This is a genomic window from Pseudomonas congelans, assembly GCF_900103225.1.
GTDB lineage: Bacteria > Pseudomonadota > Gammaproteobacteria > Pseudomonadales > Pseudomonadaceae > Aquipseudomonas > Aquipseudomonas congelans.
Genome location: NZ_FNJH01000010.1, coordinates 161,951 through 182,833 on the forward strand (window position 1 = coordinate 161,951; position 20,883 = coordinate 182,833).

General features: G+C 57.8%; 15 protein-coding genes and 3 pseudogenes. 14 read left to right on the top strand and 4 right to left on the bottom strand.

Annotation, left to right across the window (positions count from 1 at the left end; genetic code table 11):
• Window positions 1-11 precede the first annotated feature (11 nt).
• The 5 genes and pseudogenes from BLR20_RS24305 (at window position 12) to BLR20_RS24325 (ending at window position 4,273) form a co-directional block, all read left to right on the top strand.
• On the top strand, window positions 12-362 hold the full coding sequence (locus BLR20_RS24305) for a hypothetical protein (RefSeq protein WP_054993203.1): 351 nt from the start codon (window positions 12-14) through the stop codon (window positions 360-362).
• Between the two features lie 192 nt (window positions 363-554).
• Window positions 555-1,906 (top strand): annotated as a pseudogene (locus BLR20_RS24310) (type IV secretion protein Rhs); the annotation flags it as partial.
• Window positions 1,907-2,142: 236 nt separating this feature from the next.
• Complete coding sequence (locus BLR20_RS24315; protein WP_054993204.1) at window positions 2,143-2,853, top strand: hypothetical protein; 711 nt, start codon at window positions 2,143-2,145, stop codon at window positions 2,851-2,853.
• 63 nt (window positions 2,854-2,916) lie between these two features.
• A complete protein-coding gene (locus BLR20_RS24320; RefSeq protein ID WP_054993205.1) occupies window positions 2,917-3,468 on the top strand; it encodes a hypothetical protein in 552 nt (183 codons plus the stop codon).
• 376 nt (window positions 3,469-3,844) lie between these two features.
• The gene (locus BLR20_RS24325) at window positions 3,845-4,273 is read left to right on the top strand and encodes a DUF2628 domain-containing protein (RefSeq protein ID WP_054993206.1); all 429 of its coding nucleotides are present in this window, start codon (window positions 3,845-3,847) and stop codon (window positions 4,271-4,273) included.
• A gap of 78 nt (window positions 4,274-4,351) precedes the next feature.
• Here the strand turns inward: BLR20_RS24325 and BLR20_RS24330 are convergent, their stop codons facing one another.
• The 3 genes from BLR20_RS24330 to BLR20_RS27900 form a co-directional block, all read right to left on the bottom strand.
• On the bottom strand, window positions 4,352-6,799 hold the full coding sequence (locus tag BLR20_RS24330; RefSeq protein WP_054993207.1) for a PEP-utilizing enzyme: 2,448 nt from the start codon (window positions 6,797-6,799) through the stop codon (window positions 4,352-4,354).
• Window positions 6,792-7,274, bottom strand: a complete 483-nt coding sequence (locus BLR20_RS24335; RefSeq protein ID WP_054993208.1) for a hypothetical protein — start codon at window positions 7,272-7,274, stop codon at window positions 6,792-6,794. Before BLR20_RS24335 ends, BLR20_RS24330 begins: the two co-directional genes overlap by 8 nt.
• Window positions 7,275-7,361: 87 nt before the next feature.
• On the bottom strand, window positions 7,362-7,523 hold the full coding sequence (locus BLR20_RS27900; RefSeq protein ID WP_162235656.1) for a hypothetical protein: 162 nt from the start codon (window positions 7,521-7,523) through the stop codon (window positions 7,362-7,364).
• A 97-nt stretch (window positions 7,524-7,620) separates the two neighbouring features.
• Here BLR20_RS27900 and BLR20_RS28570 point away from each other — a divergent pair.
• Both BLR20_RS28570 and BLR20_RS28575 read left to right on the top strand, forming a co-directional pair.
• Window positions 7,621-8,727, top strand: a pseudogene (locus BLR20_RS28570) (FIST signal transduction protein); the annotation flags it as partial.
• 555 nt (window positions 8,728-9,282) lie between these two features.
• A pseudogene (locus tag BLR20_RS28575) lies at window positions 9,283-9,639 on the top strand (methyl-accepting chemotaxis protein); the annotation flags it as partial.
• 61 nt (window positions 9,640-9,700) lie between these two features.
• On the opposite strand, the gene BLR20_RS24345 reads toward BLR20_RS28575, so the two are convergent.
• Window positions 9,701-11,182 (bottom strand): YdgA family protein, encoded by a 1,482-nt coding sequence (locus BLR20_RS24345; protein ID WP_054993210.1) that lies wholly within the window; start codon window positions 11,180-11,182, stop codon window positions 9,701-9,703.
• A gap of 275 nt (window positions 11,183-11,457) precedes the next feature.
• Between BLR20_RS24345 and BLR20_RS24350 the strand changes: the two genes are divergently transcribed.
• From BLR20_RS24350 to BLR20_RS24380, 7 genes are all read left to right on the top strand, one after another.
• Window positions 11,458-12,147 carry an HAD-IA family hydrolase gene (locus BLR20_RS24350; protein ID WP_003407919.1) on the top strand — a complete coding sequence of 230 codons (690 nt, stop codon included), beginning with the start codon at window positions 11,458-11,460 and terminating at the stop codon, window positions 12,145-12,147.
• Window positions 12,148-12,167: 20 nt separating this feature from the next.
• Complete coding sequence (locus tag BLR20_RS24355) at window positions 12,168-13,175, top strand: aldo/keto reductase (RefSeq protein ID WP_010439090.1); 1,008 nt, start codon at window positions 12,168-12,170, stop codon at window positions 13,173-13,175.
• Between the two features lie 317 nt (window positions 13,176-13,492).
• Entirely contained in the window at window positions 13,493-14,230 is a 738-nt protein-coding gene (locus tag BLR20_RS24360; protein WP_010439087.1) for a GntR family transcriptional regulator, read from the top strand.
• A gap of 794 nt (window positions 14,231-15,024) precedes the next feature.
• The gene (locus BLR20_RS24365; RefSeq protein ID WP_054993211.1) at window positions 15,025-15,801 is read left to right on the top strand and encodes a DUF3050 domain-containing protein; all 777 of its coding nucleotides are present in this window, start codon (window positions 15,025-15,027) and stop codon (window positions 15,799-15,801) included.
• Between the two features lie 38 nt (window positions 15,802-15,839).
• Entirely contained in the window at window positions 15,840-16,787 is a 948-nt protein-coding gene (locus BLR20_RS24370) for a diiron oxygenase (protein WP_054993212.1), read from the top strand.
• Window positions 16,784-20,230 carry a non-ribosomal peptide synthetase gene (locus tag BLR20_RS24375; RefSeq protein ID WP_054993213.1) on the top strand — a complete coding sequence of 1,149 codons (3,447 nt, stop codon included), beginning with the start codon at window positions 16,784-16,786 and terminating at the stop codon, window positions 20,228-20,230. Before BLR20_RS24370 ends, BLR20_RS24375 begins: the two co-directional genes overlap by 4 nt.
• Window positions 20,231-20,262: 32 nt before the next feature.
• On the top strand, window positions 20,263-20,742 hold the full coding sequence (locus tag BLR20_RS24380; protein ID WP_010439077.1) for an SRPBCC family protein: 480 nt from the start codon (window positions 20,263-20,265) through the stop codon (window positions 20,740-20,742).
• The last annotated feature ends 141 nt before the right edge of the window (window positions 20,743-20,883 follow it).

The window sequence follows — 20,883 nt, forward strand, 5'->3', positions numbered from 1 at the left end:
CCGGAGTCCTTATGTCTTTAGATGAAAATTTTGTGCGTGCTATATATGATGAGCTGTTCGAGGAGAATTTCAACCGTTATAAGGAGATTTTAAACCAGCCTATCGATGATGGCAAAGACTCCTTTGCTAGAGCTAGAAACGCTCTAGCATTGCTGGATGAAACTGAAAAATCTCATGTAATAAATTTTTTTAAAGTGGTGATGTTTGATAGTGCATCTGTGATTTTAGGAACTTTGGATGGCGTACATTTTCCCGATGATTTAGATGGAGACTTTTTGCTTCTTTGCGACGGCAAAGAGATTCAGGGTAGTCTTGCTGATATTTTCATTGGAAAAGCACAAGATGCCGGGGTTTACGAATAGTTCGCGAGCTATAAACTGAAAAATACTAAAAGATCCAACTGATTTTTATTTTGAAGAAATCAAAGTAGAGCTTTTAGTTAGTAGATTAACTTCTTAAAGTGCAGTTTTTAGATATAAATTAAAGCTCTTTAAAAATCAAGTCGAAAGAGAGGCTGCTGATATTACTTCAGCCTCCTTCCCACCCTATTGCATCACCGAAATCATTATTCTATTCGCAGCTTTTCCTATACCGACGGCGTGATGACCCGCCACAGCAACGCCTTGGGCCTGAACTGTTACTACCGCTGGGAAACCATTGATGACCAGCCTCGCGTGGTCGAGCACTGGACCAGCGACGGCGAGCACTTTTTCTTCCGCTACGACCGCGAGGCCCGCACCACCTGGGTTACCGACGTACTGGGCCGTGAGCTTGAAATTCATTACAACAAGGACCATCGCGTCACCTCGAGCCGCGACTACAGTGGCGATCACTACGTCATCGAGATCGACGACACCGGCAACATGACCGGGCTGACCCTGCCCGATGGCAACCAGTTGGCGTTCGAATACGACGAGTTCGCCCGGTTGCTCAAGGAGACCGATCCGCTGGGCCGCAGCATTCGCTACCAGTACCACCACCTGACGACGCTGATCACTCAGGTCGATTACCCGGATGGCAGCACCTGGAAGGCCAACTACGATGCTAAAGGCAACCTCGTGGCCGAGATCGATGCGCTGGGCCACAAGACCGAATACCTCAACGGTGAGGACGGCCTGCCGCACACCATCGTCGACCCGACGCTCAAATCCAAGTACCTGTGGTGGAACAACCTGGCGCAAGTGCAGCGCTTTCAGGACTGTTCGGGCAAAAGCACTTATTACCGCTATGACGAGCGCCACCACCTGGTGGCCGTCACCGATGCCCTGAACAACACCACCACGCTGGAACGCAAGCCCGACGGCGAAGTGCTGCGCATCAACCACCCGGATGGCACCAGCGAGACCTTTACCTACAACGAACTGGGCCAGGTCCTGACCCACACCGATGGCAAAGGCCAGACCACCCAGCTGTTGCGCAACGGCCGTGGCCTGCCCAAATGGCGACAGGATGCCAAAGGCCAGACCATCACTTACGAATACGACAAGTCCATTCGCCTCGTCGCCCTGACCAACGAAAACGATGCGACCTACCGCTTTGCCTACGACGACGCAGACCGCCTGATCGAAGAAAAACGCATCGACAACCTGACCCGCCGTTTCAGCTACAACCTTGGCGGACATCTGACACAGGTCGAGAAAATCGGCTACGGCGAGAAAGGCGAACAGCCACGGCGCAGCACCCATCTGGAGCGCGACCCGATTGGTCGTTTGCTGGCCAAACTCAACGACGACGCGCGTCAGGACTACGCCTACGACGACGGCGACCGACTGCTGTCAATCGAGCGCAAGCCGACGGACACCGGCAGAAAACTCGGCGTCACCGCTGAGAAGACAGACTTCGCCTAAGACCTGTGGGCGATTATGTGAAAGACCGTGACTCATGGAGCGCAGGCTGCGAGGACGATTAACTCAGCAATTTGACCTCACTGCCTCTTCGCATAGACCAGCACCTAACCATCCGTATTAAAACATCGGCAACCGTCTGAACCTCAGCACCGGCCGCTTTGACTAGGGCACAGATCATAGGTAACCATCTAAAATAGTGGGACGACTAGTCATATACTTAAATATTAAAATATGGTCTTTCAGACCAAACCATAAAATTTGCTATATTATCGCTTTGAAAACTTGAGTTAACAACATGATCGAACCACAACCCAACGCAATAAAAAAGGGACTTTACGGGTCTTTCTTACTGATCGCCTTATTCAGCATAATGTCGACGTTTAAATCTGATTTTTTCTGGCTGGTATGCTTCGGCCTCTTTACCCTACTCATGCGGGCAATATATTTGATTTACCTGAGCGAAAGCTTCACTGCAATCGCAGCTCATTCTTTCGCAGGCCTTTTCTCTTCATTTCTACTCATGAATACAAGCGTTATTTATCTTATAGCCAAATCTGAATACGGCGCTTCAACGACAGATGCTTTATCGTGGGCGATGATTCCGGCCTTACTGATGTTCGTTTCATTTTTATTTATTTACTTCACAAAATCAAGATCAAGTCAGCTGTCTTTTGGGACCAGGGATAACAAGGTATATATGGTGCACGGTTATGTCAGCACGAGAAACGGAAACTTACTGAGCGGAGGCGTCATTGTGGCCGGAATCGCTGCAATGATCGTGTGGCATATAGAACTGATCATTATGGTCAGTATCTGGATAGCACTGAGCAATCTTTACCTTCTTTACTGGAACAGGGACGCCATCCGAATACTGAAAAAAATCCTGGCGCTGGAAAAAAAGCACAATCGGTCTTACACGTTCGAGTACATCGAACAGCTTCGTGAAGCACGCAGTCGCTGGTGGCTGGGTAGGTTTTTGAAATGGGTAATATCATTCAGCAAATGAAGTCAGGTAGCAGACCATCAGCGAAGAAGACAACTAACCGCCACACCCAACCAAGGAAGAAAAATGGGTAAACAATCTCGCAGCAAGCGCGCCTCACCGGAGCCCATGGTGATTTACCGGAGTCACATTGCCGCTTTCCGCTCGCGTTATCTGCTGTCCTTTCTGACTCCGATCTTCATGGGCATATTTTCTCTCGCCATTACCGCAGGCACGATGGTCGATGCGTACTTTCCAAATGAGCCGGAGAGAACGGGCCAGTCAATGATGCTCATGATGGGCGTATCACTGGTCTTGAGTTTCGGCGGCATCATGATGAGTCGTGGGCATGCCTGCGGAATGTGGATATTGGCGGCCATTCTGGTGAGCTGCTTTTTTGCCGTGTTGCCCACTGCCCCTGCGCACTGGCGGCGTTTTGAATTGATGCTTTACGTGCTGGGGCTGCTTTTCCCGTTGCTGGGCCTTTTATCGCTCAACAGCGAGCGCGGCCGGGAGTTGCGCATGCAATGGAGGATTATTCGATCCGAACGCAAGGAGATCCGTCAGGAGATGCGGCGGCGCAAGGATCTCGAGGTGCATCGTGAAAGCCTGCGCAAGAGAAAGGCGCTACGCAAATAGCCCGGACTCAACGAGGACTTTATCGCGCCCAACAAAAAACCCGCCGAAGCGGGTTTTCCCAAGACCATCCCGACTCCCTGTCGGCTGCCTCCTAGGCGATGGTCGATCATCCTTGATCCTGGTGAACTCCTGTTCACCACTTGATGGATCCAATACTACGGAGTAAGGGCCAGGTCGGAAATGGCCAAATCCCTCCACCGCGTGTAAGCGTTTGGCTATACCTTGTCGAGGCGGCATGAAGAGCTCGGGGCGCAATTGCGTAGTACGCCACCTCGAAACTTCATACAATCGCTCGCTGATTACAAAAGCAGCAACATCAGAGACACAGGATTTCCCGGAAGAAAACGTCACCCCACGGAACACAAGGAGTAGAACCATGAGCACGACAGATCAGACTAAAATCACTGGCCAATACAGTGCCAAGTGGCAGGAACGCTTCGATTTTTTCGAGACATATGGTGCGCCGAACGATCCACGCTTCAAGCCGGCAGTGAACGCGCTGCCTGACTTCAAGAAGAAGTTGCTTGTCTGCACCAACATCATCGCGTTTTTCTTCGGTCCGATTTACTTCTTCGTGCTGGGTCTGTGGAAGAAAAATCTGGCGCTGATCGGCGTCATTATCGCGGTCAACATCGTTATAGCTCTGCTTTTCGGGATCCTTGGAATGGAGGTTCCGGCAGCATTGGGCACCGGCTTGAACGTCGTGTTTTCTCTGATGTACGCCCTGACGGCCAACTACTCCTACTACCTCAAGGAAGTAAAAGGCGAGCAAGGCTGGAACCCGTTCAAAGGCATGCGTCTCTGACCTGCAGATGTAGCCAGCTGAGCACCCGCACCGCTCAATGAGCGTGCGGGTTGGCTGTGGATAAACGCCCCTCGGGCTTTATGCCTGCGCTTCAACCAGCCTCAACTCCCCGTCCACATACAGCACTTCGCGCCCCACCCACGCCAGATCAACATGCGGCAGCACGGCCGAGGGTTTGCGCAGTTCACGCAGCAACGTCGAGCCGTGTGAGAGACGTCCGCCCATGCGCGCAATCACCGCGCGGGCGTTCTGGTAGTGCGCGTGGCGTCCGGGGTCGAGGGTGTCTTCCAGCAGGATGTCGTCACCCAGAACGCCCTGGACCTGGCCCGGATAGATCATGAAACCGGTGGCCTGCTCGGTGCCTTCGCGGCCGTCCTGCCAGAAGCTGCCTGCACGGCTGCGAATGTCCGGATGGGGCGTAAACCAGTGTTCCCGGTCGGCGCTGGGCATGGCGTGATGCAGGCGGAAGAACAGGCGCATCAGGTTGTCGCGATACCACTCGCGCACTTGCAGGTAGTAGCCGCGCATGCCCGGCAGGCCTGCGTGGTGGGCTATACGAATGAACCCCGGCCAGGTCGGGAAGGCCTGTAAAGGCAAGTCGATGGCTGCCGGGCGCGGCGTCGCAGGGTCGGTTTCCCAGGGCAGCCGGTGCGGGCAGTGCTCCAGGTCATCGTAGGCGGTAGGCGGACGTCCCAACAGGTCTCCGCCGCTGCTGGCCAGCGAGGTGGCAATGCACAGGTTGCCCTGCACGACGAACACGTAGAAACGGGTGAACCAGTCAGCCAATTGCTGGCCGTCAGCACCTTGGGCCGTCAGGGCATGCAGCTCTCGGTCGAAGCGGTGCAGTTGCTTTTCCAGGGTCAACAAGTGGCCACGCGCGACACGCTGCATTCGCAGAAACACCGGTAACGAGCGCAATAGACGCAGCGGTCGCCAAGGCAGGTGCGGGGTCGCGCCGCCAACCTCATCGGCGTAGCTGCTGGAGGCGATGCCCCAGTCAGCCAGACGTGCCAGAAACAGGTCGTTGTTGATGTAGGAGGCTGCGCCAAACAGTGCGGTAAATGGCTCGTTGTCCTGCAATATGCGCGAGTCCCAACGCGCCATGATCGCCGGGATGCTGCCTGCGGCACGCCGCTGTGCGTACTCGACCAGCCTGCTGGGCTGTGGCGGCAGGATCTCCGCAATATTGGCGGCGGTCAGGTGGCGGCGCCAGCCGTAGTCACTGATCGGGCGGTACTGCAACAGCCAAAGCTGGCGGCCATCCCAGGCCCACTCGACGTCGCCCGGCACGTAGTGAAATACGCGCAGAACGCCCTGCAGGAAGTCCCAGAGCACCTCCTCAGTCAAACCGTGGGATGGCTTGAAGCCGCCGCTGCTCCAGGCCGCGCCGAGGCGGGAAATGATCGCTCGCTCAGGGCTTGCCTGACCGTCGGCCAGCGACTCCAGATGCCCTTCCACCCACTCCAGCTCGACCGACAGGTGACGCACGAAGGCGATCCCGGAAAGCACCGGCGTGATGAAGCGCTGCACCACAACCTCTTCGACGCCAGCGTTGTGCAGCTCTGCGACGCGCGCGGGTACGTTGTGGCTGGGCTCACGAAGAAAAGTGCTGCTCAGACCGGCATTGGCCGCATCGGCCTGATCCTCGCCGAAGCTGGACGAGCGCACGGCCCAGATAGCGTCAGGCTGACTGGCCAGAAACGCCGGCAAGGCCGAGTCGGCGCCCTGCACCAGAGACAGTGCATCGGGCACCGGCTGCCCGGCGATGGCCGCCAGACGCAGACGGCCACCTTTGGTGTGCGCAACAAAACCGCGCTCGCCCGACTCCAGCCACTGCGCAAACTCGGCAGGCGCATCAATCCACGGGTAGTGACCCCATCCCGGTTTCAGGCTGATGGTCAGGTCGGCACGCGCCAGAATGGCAGACCACGCTGCCGCCTGCTCGATGCCCAAGACCTCGTCCTGATCGCCCCAGACCAGCTCGATCGGATCCTGCACCCACTCCAGCAGCGGCAGCGCAGTGTCGGCACGCAACAGGTCCCAATACGGCACGAAAGCACGGCAGCGGGCGTAACCGCAGCCCATGCGCTGGTAGTGCGCGGCAGGCCAGGTCTGTCTGGAAAACTTGTGCGCAAACAGCGTGGGCTTGTTGGCCAGCAGCCAGTGAATGGTCTTGCGAATGGGCAGCGGCGACATCAGCGCAGGCAAGCGCCGCTGCCACAGAAAAGCCCCCACCGGCGCCAGCAGCACGCTTCTGCAGAAGTGCCCCGGCTGGCGTTGCAAGGCATGCATGACCAGCAACGCGTTGACGCCCACAGCGACGATGGCGCTGCCCTTCACCGTCGCCGCCAACAGCGCATCGGCGTAGGCGCCGAGGTCTTCGCAGGGTGGCTGAGGATTATTGCCGAAGCCTGGCAGCTCCAGCGGCACGACCTGATGCTGCTTAAAATGCGGCAGCGCGTCGTCCCACCATTCGGCACTGCTGCCGTTACCCGCCAGCAGATACAGCCGCGGCAAGTCAGACATGGCGAGGCTCCTTCGACCCGTGGCCAGCCGAAGTACGGCGATCATGGCGATATAGCCAGATCAGCGGCGGCAACAACGCAAACAGTGCTGCCAGATCGAGCCACACATGCGACCAGACGCCTCCACGCACAGAAATAAGGATGTCCTGAGGCGCCCAAAGCAGCAGGCCGGCAATCAGCCAACCCCAGGGCATGGCGCTTTTCAGACGATTGCCCAAATGCACCAGCGCCAGCATGTACACGGAATACGTTTGCAAGGTTGCGCCGAACAGCGCCATCCACCAGACCTGCTGCGCGCGCGCAGCGGCGGGAACCGCCTCGGTCCAGAACGCCTGCTCGAGGCTGGTCAGGTAGCCATCGAGCAAGCCGGAAAAACCTGCCCAGGTGAACACCAGACTGCCCAGCACATGCGCAATTGCGACGGCATACAGCCAGATCACCAGCGTGCGGCGCAGGGTGTCAGAAGAGAGCGGCATACCAGGTCCTTGAGTCGTCCTCGTGAGATGGCGAGTTTAGCGATAACTCATCAGGCTTAATACGGCCGTCCTTGCCTGCCGCTCAATTCACTCTGGATGCTTGGCGCTGTTCAGGGTGAGTCCGGAAAGTGCCGGGAAGGCCCCTATTGCCACAACGATCACAATGATTCGGTGCATCACCAGACGCTTGCCCTCATCAGAGCGTTGATGCTGCACCTGTCCTGAGCGGCACGCATAGGCAAAATTCATCGCCCTTCAAGCTCACCCGAACCTGTTGGCAGCCGATCAATAAGGATCGGTCCATATTCCGCGTGGCCTCTGCTTTTTTATCTTTACGGGTTTAACCATGAGCCTTTTATCTCGTTTTCGGGCCGGCACTTCGCGGACCGAGGGCGTCATCAGTGTCATTACGTCCGCCCGCGAATTGAACGCCAAGCTATCTGCGTTGAGCTTCGATCCGGTCTATCTGACTGGTTTCGTTTCGCCGCACGTCGACTTCGATCAGGTGGCCAAGTCTGTCGCTGCGCGCTTTCCCAACGCGAAGATCAGCCTGTGCACTACGTCAGGCGAACTGTGCTCGGGCAATGATTCGCTGTACTGCGCGGCGGATAACCAGTGGGACCGGATCGTCCTCGCGCTGTTCGACTCAAGCGTCATCAAGAGTGCGGAGGTGGTGCACATTCCGCTGCACAGCGAAGACATTCGCGGCGCGGGCAAACGCCTGTCGATGCGTGAGCGCATTGCGCGCCTGACAGACTCGATCAAGCGTACGCAGATCAGCACCCCCATCGACCACCGCGATACGCTGGCTTACGTCACGTTCGACGGGTTGTCGGCGTCGGAGTCGTTCTTCATGGAAGCGCTGTATGAGTCGGGGCGCTTTCCGTGCCTGTTCGTGGGCGGTTCTGCGGGCGGCAAAGGCGACTTCAAGAAGACCTTGATCCACGACGGCAAACGCAGCTACGAAAATCATGCTCAGGTGGTGTTTCTCAAGAGCGCGAAAAACGTGCGCTTCGGCGTCTTCAAGAGCCAGAATTTCGAGCCGACGCCACTGAGCCTGAGTGTCCTGACGGCATCCCTGGAGGAGCGTTACATCAGCCAGGTGGTCAACGCCAGAGGCGAGATCACCACGATGGTTGCGGCGCTGTGTGACGCGCTGAAGTGCGAGCGGAATGAGCTGGAAGGCAAGCTGGCGCAGTACTCGTTCGCCATCCGGGTGGGCGAAGAACTGTTCGTGCGCTCGATTGCGCGCATCGATTATGAAAGCGAGCGGGTGCATCTGTTCTGCGACGTGGCGCCCGGCGAAGAGCTGGTGATGGTCAAACGAACATCCATGATCGATACCACGCGCAAGGACTTCGCGCGCTTTCTGCAGGGCAAGTCCGGAAAGCCGCTGCTCGGCCTGTTGAGCGACTGCATCCTGCGGCGCCTGAACAACGGCAGTGAACTGGGCCGGATGAACGATGTGTTCGGTGCAACGCCGGTAGTGGGCTTCTCGACCTTTGGCGAGATTCTGGGGTTGAACCTCAACCAGACGCTAACCGCTGTGTTCTTCTTCAGGACGCCGGAAGGCCAGCCGTTCCGCGACGACTACATTGATAACTTCATCGCCTATTACGGCGAGTTCAAGGCGTTCTTTCTGCGCCGGCAGATCAAGAAACTGGCCGGTCTGAGCCATGTGGTGGTCAAGCAGATCGATCAGTTCAAGCAGCGTAACTTCGTGCAAACCATTGACCCGAGCGGTCTGGACGAGCAGATCCGCCCGGTGTTCGGTGGTCTGAGCGATCTGGGCGATGTGCTGGTCAAGGCCCACCAGGATCAGGAAGAAATCGCCGCTCAGTTGCGCCACTACTCTGGCGAGCTGCATGTTTCGATGGATGAGCTGTCGCAGACCATTACCCAGCAGGAAACGGTTATCGACAAAGCGGGTAGCACGGTCAAAAGTCTGGTCAGTCAGGCTGACGAGGTGGTGCTGGGTTCGCGGGAGCTGGCCAAGTCCAGCCTGCGCATTCAGTCGGTGGTGCAGATGATCCAGCAGATCGCCGGGCAGACCAATCTGCTGGCGCTGAACGCCGCCATCGAGGCTGCACGGGCGGGTGAAATGGGACGTGGCTTTGCAGTGGTGGCCGATGAAGTGCGCCAGCTTGCGCAGAAGACGTCGCAGAACGCCAACGACATCGGCACCGATATCGAGCGTCTGGCCGAGGAAATTCGCAAGGTGGCGCAGCACATCGAGGAGCAGTCCCTGGAGGTGGGAACGCTGACGGGGCTGCTATCGGAGCTCGAAGGCTCCAGCGACATGACGGCGGGCACCTCGCAGCGTACCCGGCAACTGGCGGATACCCTGCGTGGGCTGACTCAGTAGCAGCGTCTGTTGTCAGGACAGCACATTGCCCGTCCTGACAGCAGACCGTGTTACAGGCGGCTTACTGGTTGCCCAGCACGCCGACCTTGCCCATGACGTTGCTCATGAACTGCTGCACGGTCATTTTCTGGCCATTGAAGTCGACCATCTGATTGGCGTAATGCAGGTCGGAGACAATGTTGTCGCCGTCGACCTTGGCCAGTTGCATCATCTCGGCCATGGCGCTGGCCATGTCGCCAGCGGCCTTGGCCTGATCGGCGATGATCTTGAGGTCGGTCTCGCCTTCACGAATGGCTTGCTGGGTCGCGAGATCGCGAATCATCGGCTTGGACAGGACGACCTTGGCGTTGACTTCGCCCAGGCTCTTCATGAGCAGCGCATCGGAAGGCTGATCGAGCGGGCCTGGATCGGCCAGGTCCACCGCGATACGCATGTGGCTTTCGCCGTTGCTGGTCTTGAGCGAGAGTTTTTCCAGCTCGATGTGCGGTTTGGCCGCCAGCAGCGTTTTCATCTGGGTATTCATCAGCTCCTGATCAGCCGGGCTCAGTTCCAGGCGGAACGGACGCTTCTCCAGCGCGGCCTCTTGCTGTTGAGGCAGGATTTTATCCTGATACAACTGATACAGCGCCTGAGTCGCCAACACATCGAAGTTGGCGATCTTGAAGCCCATGTGCGCAGAACCGACGTCCTTGCCCGCGTAGGCAATCATGCCGGCATCGTAGTTGATCTGGGCTGCCAGGTTACCGGCATCTTCCTGCGCCAGGTTGGTATTGGTGAAATCCCTAATCTGCACCTGTGGCTTGCCCACCACCTGGAAACCTGCGTTCTGGATTTTCATGTTGGTGTGGCCCAGGTAGAAACCGGACTTGCCTTTGGTGCCACCGGTGTCGAAGGTCATGCCTTTGATTTCGATGCTGACCGGACCGTCAGGCGATGCGACATTGAGTTGCAAATTGTCCATGTTGCCCGCAAGGCTGAATTTTTCCGCATCGGCAGACGACTCGGCGTTCAGGTCCAGGCCTGAAAAACGGAACGTGCCGTCGACGTCGGTCATTTCCAGCGGGGCCATTTGCAGCGTGCCTTTGGTGGCGCGGTCATAGCCGATGCTGGCCTGGCCCTTGAGCGGTGGAACGTCCTTGCTCATGGCGAACCATTTCTCGGCGCTGGGGCTTTTTTCCATCTGGAAATTGCTCAGGGCCATGACCGGCAGCAGGTTCAGGGTCTTCAGATGCGACAGCGGAATGGGGCCATGCTCGATATGGTCGACAAACAGAAACTGGCCGCCCTGGGTGCTATCGGACAGGTTCTGGATGTCGACGCGATAGTGCGCCGTGCTGCTGAAGAAGTGCTTGTCGAGCGAGAGCATTTCCAGTTTGACGCTGGTGTCCGTGCCTTTGAACGACTTCGCCAGTTCCTGATTGGCCTTGCCGATCGAGTCGTTCAGCGCGCCTTCCAGTTGATTGCCGGTGTACCAGGCACCGGCCGTGGCCAGTGCGCCCGCTACGACGATGACGCCAATCGCTATACCTGCTGATTTATTCATAGTGACGTGAAGATATCCGTTCTGATGATGGGAAAGTCGTACCGGGACCGGCAGCGCCGATTGAGAGCCGCGAGAGACTATCATCGGCAGATCCCGACAGCCCAGTCTTCATGGCCATTTCTGTGGGCGCGTAGCCGTTCTGTAAGCGCGTTGGACATGGCCTTATGCCTTTTGTTGCGCACGCCAATCCCGCTGAAAGGTTTTGAAACAGACCCTAGCCACAGCCTTCCCGGAAACGTTAGGCTGAAACGAATTTGGGAACAGGACGTGATCACATGAGCGAGCAGCAAAAACAACGAGGCCCGATCAAGGCCGTCATTTTCGACATGGATGGCTTGTTGCTGGACACCGAGGGGGTTTACACCGAAGTCACCCACTTGATTGCCAGCCGCCACGGTCGCACCTTCGACTGGTCCGTCAAGCAGCACACCATTGGCCGCGGTGCCCGGGACTTCTCGGACTACGTGATCAAGGCGCTGGAGCTGCCAATGTCGATCGACGAGTTTCTCGAAGTCAGAGAGCCGATGCTTGAGGAGCGTTTCCCGCGCGCCGCAGCCATGCCCGGTGCCGAAGCGCTGGTCCGTCATCTGGCTGCGCATAATATTCCGATCGCCGTGGGCACCAGTTCGTCGGTGCATTACTTCGAGGCCAAGACCACCCTGCACCGCGCATGGTTCGAGCTGTTCGACACCGTCGTCACCGCCGACGACCCGGAAGTCGGCGCTGCCAAGCCGGCCCCGGACATCTTTCTGGTCGCCGCCCGCCGTCTTGGCGTCTCGCCCGCCGATTGTCTGGTCTTTGAAGACTCGCCGTTCGGTGTGACCGCAGCCAAGGCTGCCGGGATGTACGCCGTGGCCGTGCCGGACTCGCACATGCCGGTCGAGCAGTACGAGCATGCGGACCTGCTGCTGGGCTCGCTGGCCGACTTCCCGCTCAAGGCGTGGGGGCTGCCTGAGCTCGCCTGAATGACATGGAGATGCTGAGCATGAATTATCGAACCCTTGGCCAGTCCGGCCTCAAGGTTTCCACACTGACACTCGGCTCGATGATGTTCGGTGAGCAGACCGGTGCCGAAGAGTCGCTGCGTATCATCGACAAGGCCAGGGATCAGGGCATCAATTTCATCGACACGGCGGATGTCTACAACGCCGGGCGCTCGGAAGAAATCGTCGGTCGGGGCATCGCGGCACAGCGCAGCGAGTGGGTGCTGGCCACCAAGGTCGCAATCGGCCCGGCCGACGGCGTGCCCAACCGGGCCGGGCTGAATCGCAAGCACATCTTCAACGCCATCGAGAACAGCCTGCGGCGGCTGGATACCGACTATATGGATATCTATTACCTGCACAAGGAAGATCACGACACGCCGCTGGAAGTGACGGTGTCAGCGATTGGCGATCTGATCCGGCAGGGCAAGATCCGCTACTGGGGCGTGTCGAACTTCCGCGGCTGGCGAATTGCCGAAATCGTCAACGTCGCGCAACGCCTGGGCGTGGACAAGCCGATCATCAGCCAGCCGCTTTACAACATCGTCAATCGCCAGGCCGAGGTCGAGCAGATCACTGCAGCCGCACACTATGGCCTGGGCGTTGTGCCCTACAGCCCACTCGCGCGCGGCGTGCTCAGCGGCAAATATGCTCCGGACATCGCCCCCGACAGCGAGAGCCGCGCCGGACGTCAGGACAAGCGGCTGCTGGAAACCGAATGGCGCATGGAGTCGTTGCGTATCGCGCAGCGAATTCAGGCGTACGTGCAGGACAAGGGGGTCGGCATTGTCGAGTTTGCCATTGCCTGGGTACTCAACAACCAGGCCGTGACGTCAGCCATCGTCGGACCAAGGACCGAGCAGCAGTGGGACGGGTATATCAAGGCGCTGGCGGTTGATATCACCACTGAAGACGAAGCGTTCATCGATTCGCTGGTAACACCCGGACACGCGTCGACGCCCGGTTTCAATGACGTTCAGCACTTTGTCTCTGGCCGCCTGACGCGCTGAGATGATCACGCCTGCGGCCTTATGCCGCGAGCACATCCCTGTTGCGCTCTGGAACGGTCGTTTCAGAGCGCGATGTCATAAAAACAACACGTGAAACTCCTGTTACCTGTGAATGCACGCTCGGTACGTAGGACCGATGAGCGCTAAGATAGGCGCGTATTTGTCGAGCTCGCCGGGCTAATGCGCGATCCGGCGCTCGCCGCTAAACATAATGATGTTTGTATTTTCGCGACGTACTGCCAAGTCTTGGCTAGTCTGTCGGCAACAAAGCGATTAATTGGACGTTGTCCAGCCAGGGTTGATGAAGAAGTAGGCCAATGCGCAAATCAGATAGAGAAGCCTTTCTGGGCTCCGTACTGGGCAATGAGCAGCCTCCGGCGCACCTTGCCAGAACCGTAATTGAAGAAAAGCTGCGAAACGCCATCATCGATGGCAGCCTTCCAAGTGGTACGGCATTGCGCCAACAGGAACTGGCGACGCTGTTTGGCGTCAGCCGCATGCCCGTGCGCGAAGCACTGCGCCAGCTCGAGGCGCAGTCGCTGCTGCGTGTCGAAACACACAAGGGCGCCGTGGTCGCGCCGTTGATCACCGAAGACGCGGTGGATGCCTACGCCTTGCGCATCCTGCTGGAATCCGAGGCGTTGCGCCTGTCCATCCCATTGCTGGACGCCGATGATCTGGCGGCGGCCAAGGGCTATATCGAGCAGCTTGAAGTCGAGACGGATTTCGGCCAGATCGGCAGACTCAATCGGATGTTCCACCTTTCGCTGTATGCCAAGACCCATAACAAGCGTCTTATGCGTCTGGTTGAAGAGGGCCTGAACGAAGAAGAACGCTTCCTGCGTTTCAATCTTTCCGACATGGGCCTGGGCAAGCTGTCTCAGGATGACCATTGGCAGCTTTTGCGGCTCGCCGAGCAGAAAGCAATCGAACCCTGTGTCGAAGCGCTGCAGTACCACCTCAACCGTGGTGTTCAGGCTGTCACTCAATACCTGAACAGCAAAAAGGCCACCAAGGCCAAGTCGACCCGCGCAGTGAAGAAAACCCCCGCCTGAATCATCGAAGCGGTCTGTCCAGCCGGTTGGCCGCTTGTTTCTCCCCCCTGCTTTTCACACCTCGTCAACGCATTGCCAGGCCCAACCTCGGCCTGGCGTTTTTATTGCTCTTTTGCTGATCTGCCGGATGGCACAACGCTGGAATGAGGCAAACTCGGCCGTGGCGCTGAGGACACCAACCGGAGGATGTTCCCTGGCTACTGCTGAACCGCTCGCGCAGGATCGGAACGGTTCTCTGTTCATCTGAACTCAATGGATAAGGAGTTGTTGAACGGGGCAAACAGACATTGGAAGTCATTTCCAACTTCGCCCATTAAAAAATCCAGAACCCTGATTATTCAGCACATCGGCAACGCTGGGCGAGGCATTCGCTCATTATTAATAATTCTGACTCAATCAGTCGGGAGGGTTGTCTGCGCGCCTGTAAAACGTATTCACGTCGTTTTATATGGCAACTTACATGCTAAAAAAACAGCTTTTTAAATATTATTAAAAAATGATTGCAGCCCTTGATAAGTTTGTTTTAAGTTTTCTTCGTCGTCAGCGGTATCGGCGGCTCACCGGGCTGAACCTCTTGCTAGACAAGGGCTACTGCTCGGCAAGCCAGCCCGCACCGTGTTTTGAATTGAATTGAAATAACCGACGCGTGTTTGCGGCGAATGGGTTCTCACACCCAGGCCCGTGTTCGCCTAGCAGCCGGTATTTCATTACGTATTATCACTGCACTGTCGACACGCTTATATCGTAGAAAACTGCATCGCTACTTACCGCCCTCTTTCAATAGGAACGTCACTATGCCTTGTGAAAAAACGCTGCTCACACATAAGAAAGTTGAACTTGGCCGTCATCCGATCTTTGCGGAAATCACGACATTGGATGTACTCCGGCGCTTTATGGAAACCCATGTGTTCGCGGTCTGGGACTTCATGTCGCTGACCAAACGCCTGCAACAGGAACTGACCTGCACTCAATTGCCGTGGCTGCCACCGACAGATGCTTCAGCTGCCCGCCTGATCAACGAGATCGTCCTGGGTGAGGAGTCCGATGACCGACTGGGCGCGGGTCATTACAGCCACTTCGAACTGTACCTGGACGCGATGCGCGAGATTGGTGCGAGCACGGTGCAGATCGAGCGCTTCATCGAACTGCAGAGAACGGGCCTGCGCTACACAACGGCACTGCAGCAAGTCGACGCGGGGCAGGCGGCGACGGCATTCGTGACACACACACTCGACATCGCCCTGCATGCGCCGGCGCACAGCGTTGCTGCGGCCTTTCTGCATGGACGCGAGAGTGTCATCCCGCAGATGTTCCAGACCATCCTCGATGACTGGGGCATCACCGCCCACCAGGCACCCACCTTTCGCTACTACCTGGAGCGCCACATCGAAGTGGACGCCGAGGACCACGGTCCGGCGGCGGAGCAGTTGCTGGCTCGCCTGGTTGCTGGCGACGCGCAGCGCGAACGAGAGGTTTATCAGACCGCCATCGCCGCTGTGGAAAGCAGGATCCAGCTGTGGGACACGCTGCGCGTGAGCATGCGAACGCCGCTCGTGCAGGCCAGCGCGTAAGACCCGCAACATCCTGAAGCCTTTACAAGGAAGCCATCATGAAAGCAGAAGACTACATGTCGTTCATCGATGCGTGGGAAGGTCGCGCCACCATTCGTACTCGTCCACGCAGGATTGTCGAGAACGACGACAAACTGATCTACCCCCTCAGCCGCCAGCCGCTGGTGCTCAGTGACACGTTCATCCGCGAGTGCGCGCATTTGCGCGATTACGCGCTGGTGCAGAGCCTCTACAAGTTCATCAACGATGTGGTGATCTTCGAGACCGAGATCGTCGACAAGACCGCGCGCAGTATCGCCAAGGACAACTTCACGATTCGCTTCCCGTTTGCCTGTCGCTATGACGCGATGACGGTGGTGGTCGATGAGGACTATCACGCGCTGGTCGCGATGGACTTCATGCAACAGACCATCGCCCTGACAGGCATAGAGCCTATCCCGTTGCCGGACGAGATTGAACTCAGCCGGGCCATTCCCGCAGCACTGGCTCTGGCCCCCGAACATCTGCGCAGCGCGGTGGAGCTGATCTGTGTCGCCATCGCGGAGAACACCGTGACCAACGATGTGGCGGCGTTCGCCAAGGACGAATCGGTCAAGCAATCGGTCAAGGGCCTGATGGCCGACCACTTGCTGGACGAGGGACGTCATTCGGGCTTCTGGGCGCGGCTGGTGCGCATCTACTGGCACACCGCGGCCGAACAGGATCGGGCGGCCATCGCCCGCATCATGCCGGTGTTCATCGCTCAATATCTGACCCACGATATTCAGAATGGCTTCGACTTCACGCTGATCGAACACCTGCAGGTGCCGGACACCGTCAAGCAGGCGCTCAGGGACGAGACCAGGGCCGTGAGTTTTCCTGTAAACCGCCATCACCCACTGGTAGCCAACATCGTGCGCTTCTTCAAGAACAGCTCGATGCTGGACGATCCTTGTGTACAGCGTGCACTAGCGGACTATCTGCCTGCTCAGGGGACGCTGCAATGAAGCGCCTGGAGATTGTGCTCATTGGTCACAGCCTGACCTTGAGTGAACTGAATACAGAGCTGCTGGACCACGGGCATGGCGTGCGGCATCTTTCTGATCAGCAGGCGCTGGACGCGTTGACGATGCCTGATGGCTGCGTACTGATCGAAGATGGCAGCCTGGGCCTGTCCGAGGAGCATCTGAACAGGTTCGGTCACTGCACCCATCTGAGCCTGCGAGTGGGTTTCAGCGGGGCACTCGAATACGGCTTACCCCGGCTGGAGCTGCTGTGCTGGCACGGTGCGGTCGAGGCTCGACGCTTGATCGCTCATGAGTGGCTCCCGGCAGAGGAGTCAGGCAACGGCCGCGCACTGCGTGATTCGGCTGTAGCAGGCATGGTGGATCTGGCGGCATTACAGATCAGCCGGTTATCCAGAGACGACGACTATCTCGGCGGTCTGATAAGCGTCACACCCGCCCAGAGCGATCGACAGCACGGCTTGCAGGCGGTTGATCAATTGCTGTTCGAGCATCGTCTGAATCAGACAGATCGACCGCATCTGCTGAAACTGGCCGAAACGCCCATCACCGAGCGGCTGGAGCAGGCGCTGCTGAAGTTTGCCGAACGCCCGGCACTGTCCGTTCGCAACCAGACGCTCAGCTATCGGCAACTGCACGCGCAGAGTCTCGTCATCCAGCGCTTGCTGCGGCCATTGCTGGCGCACGCGAAAGCTGACACACCTGCGGTGATTGGTATCTGCCTGCACAAGTCTGCCGAGCTGTATGCGGGCATCCTCGCGGTTCTGGGTTGCGGTGCAGTTTACCTGCCGCTTGATCCCGACCAGCCTGTGCAGCGTCAGCAGTACATTCTGGAAAACTCGGGGGCGATGCTGTTGCTGCACGATGGCTCGCACCCGCTGGCAGCTGCCGAGTTTCCAGCGCTGGATATCGCTGCGGTGCCTGTAGAGGAGAGCGCTTCAGCCCCTGTACTCATTCCTGCCGATCAGGATGCGCCCTGCATGGCGCTGTACACGTCGGGCACCACCGGGCAGCCGAAAGGCGTGTTGCTCAGCCAGCGCAATCTCAGCCACTTCACCGCCTGGTATGCCGAGTATGTGAGCCTGAACGAACACAGCCGGGTGCTGCAATTCTCTACGCTGAGTTTCGACTCATCGATCATCGACATTTTCCCCACCTGGCTCAGTGGTTCCGAACTGGTGGTCCCCGATGAAGACCAGCGGCGAGATCCGTTGCAGTTGGTCCGCGTGCTGCAGCAAGGCGTCACCCATGCATTCCTGCCGCCGGCGCTGCTGAGCATCCTGCCGTTGGATCAGCCGCTGGGGCTTGAGCATGTCATGACCGGAGGCGACGTCTGTGAGCCGCATGTGATTGCGCAACTCACCGGGCAATGCCATTTCCACAACCTGTACGGCCCTACCGAAGCCACGGTGTTGGTCACCGCCTGCGAGTTCGAAGCGTCCAGCAGCAACCGCCATCTGGGCCGACCGATCGCCAACAGCCAGGCGTGGATTCTGGACGAGCAATTGCAGCCCGTGGCCGAGCAGACTCAAGGGGAGCTGTACATCGTCGGCCCCGGTGTGTGCCTGGGCTATGTGAATAATCCCGAGCTTACCGCCGAGCGTTATGTGTGGCTGACGAAACCGGATGGGCAACTGATGCGTGCCTACCGTACCGGCGACATGGCCAAGTGGACGGCTGACGGCATCGTCCTGAGCGGACGTCGTGATCATCAGGTGAAAATTCGCGGCTTTCGGGTCGAGCCGGAGGAGATCGAGCATTGCCTGCGCGACAGCGGACTGTATCGACAGGTTGCCGTGGTGATCGATGGGCAGCGACGAATTCTGGCGTTTCTCGCTCAACCGTATATTGAGCATGACGAACAGGCGCTAAAGGCGCATGTACAACGCCTGCTGCCTGATTACATGCATCCCGCCGTCTACACGATGTTGCCCGGCATGCCATTCGCCAGCAACGGCAAAGTCGATCGCAAAGCGCTTCTGGAAATACCGCTGAGCTTTATCGGGCAGCACACTCGTCGCCTGCCCGAGACCGAGCATGAACAGGCACTGCTGGAGCTATGGGGCGAGCTGTTGGAGCTGCCGCCAGACGACATCTCGACTGACGAAAGCTTTTTCAATCTCGGTGGTCACTCGATCCTGCTGTCGCGCCTGTTGCTGGGGGTTCGTGAACGCTTTGGGCGCAGCATTCCCATCAATCGTTTTATAGAAGCACCGACGGTGCTGACGCTGGCCAGCCTGATCGACAGCGACGGCACATCGGCGGGTGTCCTCAGTGCTCAGGCCCTGCTGGATGCGAACCCGGACTTGCAGCTGACTACATTGCCCGTCAGCAGGCTGGGTGATGTTCATAAAGTGATCGTCACGGGTGCCAACGGCTTTCTGGGTGTGCATATCGTCGAAGCGCTGCTCAACTGGGGGGCGACAGAGATCGCCTGCCTGGTGCGAGAGACTGCAGGGCAAAGCGCACAGCAGCGCTTCGTACATGCCCTGCGGGAAAATCGTCTGGATCACCTGGACCTTAGTCGCGTGAAGGTTTACCCCGCTGACCTGACAAAGCCTCGGTTGGGGGTCAGTGAAGCGGTGTATGAACGACTGGACCTCGAGTTTGGTGCGCTGGTGCACAACGCTGCCAATGTGAACCATGTTCAGGACTATGAAACCTTGGTCAAAGACAATGTGGCCCCGGTCTTTGAATGCCTGAAGCTGTGTGAGGGGCGCAGTAAAAAGATCTTCAATTTCGTTTCGACGCTGTCTGCCTGTAGCGCCATGGATGCCGCCGGCAATGTGCTTGAGCAACCCGCTGCCGCCACCCCACCGATCTACATCAAGAACGGCTACAACCTCTCCAAGTGGGTGGCTGAGCGCATCCTGCAATGTGCCCGAGACCAAGGTGCGTGGGTGAATATCTATCGCCCCGGCAACATCGCGTTCAATAGCGTTACCGGCGTGTGTCAGCCACAGAAAAACCGCTTGATGCTGATGCTCAAGGGCTCGCTGCAATTGGGTCAGGTTCCGGCATTCGCCATCAACTTCGACCTGATGCCAGTGGACTTTCTGGCGCGCTTCATCGGCTTCCATGCCAGTCGTTACCAGCCAGAGCACGCCGTTTTCAATCTGCATAACCCCGAGCCGTTGAGCTGGAGCGACTACGCGCACGCCTTCCGCGAGGCTGGGTGTCAGTTCGAGCTGGTCAGCATTGAGCAATGGCAGGCGCAACTCAGGCGCGTCGACAGCGAGAATGCGCTGTTTGGTGTGCTGGGGTTCTACCTGGACGGGTTTGAAGAAGACATCGGCGACATCTCGATGATCGAGCACCGCAACACCCTGAACGGCATTCGTCGCATGGGCGAGCAATACCCGCTGAAAACGCCGGCGTTGCTGCGCAGGGGCTGCGATTACCTGAGAGAAATCGATTTCATCTGAGCCACTACCCACTGAGATAAATGGAGAACGACATGAACACACTTCACAGCAATCTGAAACCCGACACCCTCATCAAGAACCCGGTGTCTTGCCGAGTGGTTTCGGCCGTGGAAGTCCCCGGTGATGCGTCCAGCGTGTGGGCTGTCGTCGGCAATTTCGGTGGTTTCCAGGCGTTCATACCGGCACTGGAGAGCACTGAGGTCACCGGCGAAGGTCACGGCTCGGTTCGCAGGAAGCTGTTCAAGGATGGCAACGTGGCCATCGAACAACTGAACTCAAGGGACGATCAAGCGCTTTATATGACCTGGTCATTGATCCACACCAGTTTGCCGGTCAGCAATCTGTGGGCGGCAATGACTGTTGAAGCCACAGGTAGCGGCGATACCTGCATCGCCAGTTGGACGATTGTTGCAGACCCTGTTGAGGGAGGGCCTGAGGGGGATGCATTTGAGGCGTTTCTTCAGGGGTTTGCAGATGGCGCAATGAGTAACGTGCGCAGCCTGTTTGGCTGAGTGATGCGACAGCACAGCAGCCCGCTCGGAGCGAATGCCGAGCGGGCTTTTTTATTGACCCGTAACGACAAAACCCCTCATCGCGTAAGCGATGAGGGGTTTCGGAATTCAATCTTGACGATGACCTACTCTCACATGGGG